Source organism: Pseudomonas sp. 39004, from assembly GCF_028682155.1.
Taxonomy (GTDB): Bacteria; Pseudomonadota; Gammaproteobacteria; order Pseudomonadales; family Pseudomonadaceae; genus Aquipseudomonas; species Aquipseudomonas capeferrum.
This window is the reverse complement of record NZ_JANIAG010000318.1, coordinates 1-2649: the sequence shown is the minus strand read 5'-3', so window position 1 is coordinate 2649 and position 2649 is coordinate 1. Positions and strand designations below refer to the sequence as shown.

General features: G+C 59.2%; 5 protein-coding genes. 2 read left to right on the top strand and 3 right to left on the bottom strand.

Annotation, left to right across the window (positions count from 1 at the left end):
- Positions 1 to 131 precede the first annotated feature (131 nt).
- Positions 132 to 473 (top strand): zinc ribbon domain-containing protein YjdM, encoded by a 342-nt coding sequence (locus NP534_RS26550; RefSeq protein WP_274100704.1) that lies wholly within the window; start codon positions 132 to 134, stop codon positions 471 to 473.
- A gap of 151 nt (positions 474 to 624) precedes the next feature.
- Entirely contained in the window at positions 625 to 870 is a 246-nt protein-coding gene (locus NP534_RS26545; RefSeq protein WP_003256316.1) for a PA4570 family protein, read from the top strand.
- A gap of 26 nt (positions 871 to 896) precedes the next feature.
- On the opposite strand, the gene NP534_RS26540 is transcribed toward NP534_RS26545, so the two are convergent.
- The 3 genes from NP534_RS26540 to NP534_RS26530 form a co-directional block, all read right to left on the bottom strand.
- Complete coding sequence (locus tag NP534_RS26540; protein WP_033701378.1) at positions 897 to 1514, bottom strand: FKBP-type peptidyl-prolyl cis-trans isomerase; 618 nt, start codon at positions 1512 to 1514, stop codon at positions 897 to 899.
- Positions 1515 to 1599: 85 nt separating this feature from the next.
- On the bottom strand, positions 1600 to 1905 hold the full coding sequence (locus NP534_RS26535) for a DUF6482 family protein (protein WP_033701379.1): 306 nt from the start codon (positions 1903 to 1905) through the stop codon (positions 1600 to 1602).
- 109 nt (positions 1906 to 2014) lie between these two features.
- Positions 2015 to 2503 carry a TIGR00645 family protein gene (locus tag NP534_RS26530; protein ID WP_016501546.1) on the bottom strand — a complete coding sequence of 163 codons (489 nt, stop codon included), beginning with the start codon at positions 2501 to 2503 and terminating at the stop codon, positions 2015 to 2017.
- Positions 2504 to 2649 lie beyond the last annotated feature (146 nt).

Here is a 2649-nt window from a genome sequence, read left to right as displayed (position 1 = left end):
CGACGCTCTTCCGATCTGGTCCATGTAGGAGCGGGCTTGCCCGCGATGCTTTTGCAAGGACAAAACACTTCACAGAGAAAACCTTATACAATATGGGCCTTTTCAACCGCCTGTCTGTTTAAGGAACCGAAGTGAGCACTTTGCCGCCCTGCCCCAAATGCAATTCCGAATACACCTACGAGGATGGCACCCAGCTGATCTGCCCCGAGTGCGCGCACGAGTGGTCGGCCAACGGCGAAGCCGAAGCCGCCAGCGATGACGCGGTGAAAAAGGATTCGGTCGGCAATGTGCTGCAGGACGGCGACACCGTCACCGTGATCAAGGACCTCAAGGTCAAGGGCTCGTCCCTGGTGGTCAAGGTCGGCACGAAGGTCAAGAACATCCGCCTGTGCGACGGCGACCACGACATCGATTGCAAGATCGACGGCATCGGCGCCATGAAGCTGAAGTCCGAGTTCGTGCGCAAGGTCTGACCCTCGGGTGCGACGGGGCTACCTTTCTGGTGGCCCTGACAGATCCTGCAACAGGGTCACTGCACCATTCGGCAAAAATACGCCAATAGACCCTTGCTATTTTGATAATAAGAATTATTCTCATTGGAACTGCTATCCAAGGAGAATAGCCATGACCTATCTGATCGACGCCTGGCTGGACCGCCCTCACCCTTACCTGCGCATCTTGCATCGCGAGACCGGCGAAGTGTGCGCGGTACTTGAAGAAGAAGCCCTTGATGAACTGCGCGACCAGGGCGACCTGGACATGAGCGGGCTGAATTCGAGTGAACCTGGGGTGCTCAAGGAGCTGGTGCGAAATTTGTTTCTGTTCTGCTATGCGCGGGCGTTGCGCCCTGGGGGGACGGATTGGAACTGAGGCCGGCTAAGCCGGCCCCATAGGCATTACAGAACGTCGAGCAGCTCGACGTCGAACACCAGTACGCTGTGCGGCGGGATGCTGCCAACGCCTTGGGCGCCGTAGGCCAGCTCGCTCGGCACGTACAGGCGCCATTTGCTGCCAGCGTTCATCAGCTGCAGGGCTTCGGTCCAGCCAGCGATCACGCCGCCTACCGGGAATTCAGCCGGCTGGCCACGCTCGTAGGAGCTGTCGAACACGGTGCCATCGATCAGGGTGCCGTGGTAGTGGGTACGCACGTTGCTTTCGCGGGTCGGCTTGGCGCCTTCACCTGCGGTCAGCACTTCGAACTGCAGGCCCGAAGCCAGAGTGGTGATGCCTTCGCGCTTGGCGTTTTCGGCCAGGAATTCCTTGCCGGCGCCAGCTGCTGCTTCGGCCTTGGCTGCTGCCTCGGCTTGCATGATGTCGCGGATGACCTTGAAGCTGGCCGACAGGTCGGCTTCGCTGACGCGGCTGTCGGCGCCGTTGAAGGCGTCGGTCAGGCCGGCCAGGATGGCGTCCAGGCTGACACCTGGTGGTGGGTTGTCACGCAGTTGGCCACCCAGCTGACGGCCGATGCCGTAGCTGACGCGGGTTTCGTCGGTAGACAGGTTGAGTTCGGACATTGTCGTGCTCCACTGCAGGGCGCAGTGAAGCCGCGCCCTTGATGAAAAGGGCGAGCAGCCTAGCACACTGGGGCGCCTGGAGCAGCTACCAGGCCGAACGCTGGGAAATCGGTACTTTCAGGTCTTCTTCGGGGTGCGTGCCCATGCCGCACATTTCGTCCTGCACTGACCAGTGCAACAGGTTTAGCGACAGCAATGGAAGGGCTTTGAGCAGGTCACGCGCTTCTTCCACGGAGTGCACGCGCAAGCGTTGCCCGCGGCTGTCGGAAAGCGGATGCGCACGGCCCTTGACCCGGGCCTCAAGCAGGTAATCACCACCTTCGATGGCGATCAGGTTGAGTTCGTCGACATGGCCAACCCTGGCCTCGGTATTGAGCTGATGCAGGTTCATGAGAGCACCTCGCAGCGGGAACCGCATGAGTGCTCATTTTTTGTACAGGGCCAGGGAATACACAAGATAAAACTGACGCCACTCGTCAGTTTTACCCAATCAGGCGGGCTCAGTGCTTGGTGAGCTTGTCCAGGTAACCCATGCAGAAGGCCGACACCACGAAGGTCATGTGGATGATCACGTACCACATCAGGTAGTCGGTGGAGATGTTCTGTGCGTCCATGAACACGCGCAGCAGGTGAATCGACGAAATGGCCACGATCGATGCAGCAACTTTCATCTTCAGCGAAGATGAGTCCATCTTGCCGAGCCAGTTGAGTTTCTCTTTGCTGTCGTCAATGTCCAGTTGCGAGACGAAGTTCTCGTAGCCGGAAATCATCACCATCACCAGCAGGCCACCCACCAGCGACATGTCGATCAGCGACAGGATCACCAGAATCAGGTCGGCTTCGCTCAGGGCAAATACATTGGGCAGGACGTGAACGACTTCCTGGAAGAACTTCAGGGCCAGGGCCAACAGCCCGAGGGACAAGCCGAAGTAGATAGGGGCGAGCAGCCAGCGCGAGGCATACATCGCATTTTCGAGAATACGTTCCATGGAGGGTAGGGACTCGTCAGGTGACTAAAAAAGCGACGGCGAGTATAGCCAGCCACCTGCTGCAGCAAAAGCCCGGCTCCGCTGCGCAGCCCAATCGCGACACAAGGCCGCTCCCACAGAGGTCGGTGGGTGCGGCCAGATCGGAA

Excerpts from the sequence above, each read along its gene's own strand:
- NP534_RS26540 (WP_033701378.1), bottom strand. The coding sequence starts at position 1,514 with ATGTCCGAACTCAACCTGTCTACCGACGAAACCCGCGTCAGCTACGGC.
- NP534_RS26530 (WP_016501546.1), bottom strand. The coding sequence starts at position 2,503 with ATGGAACGTATTCTCGAAAATGCGATGTATGCCTCGCGCTGGCTGCTC.
- NP534_RS26535 (WP_033701379.1), bottom strand. The coding sequence starts at position 1,905 with ATGAACCTGCATCAGCTCAATACCGAGGCCAGGGTTGGCCATGTCGAC.
- NP534_RS26545 (WP_003256316.1), top strand. The coding sequence starts at position 625 with ATGACCTATCTGATCGACGCCTGGCTGGACCGCCCTCACCCTTACCTG.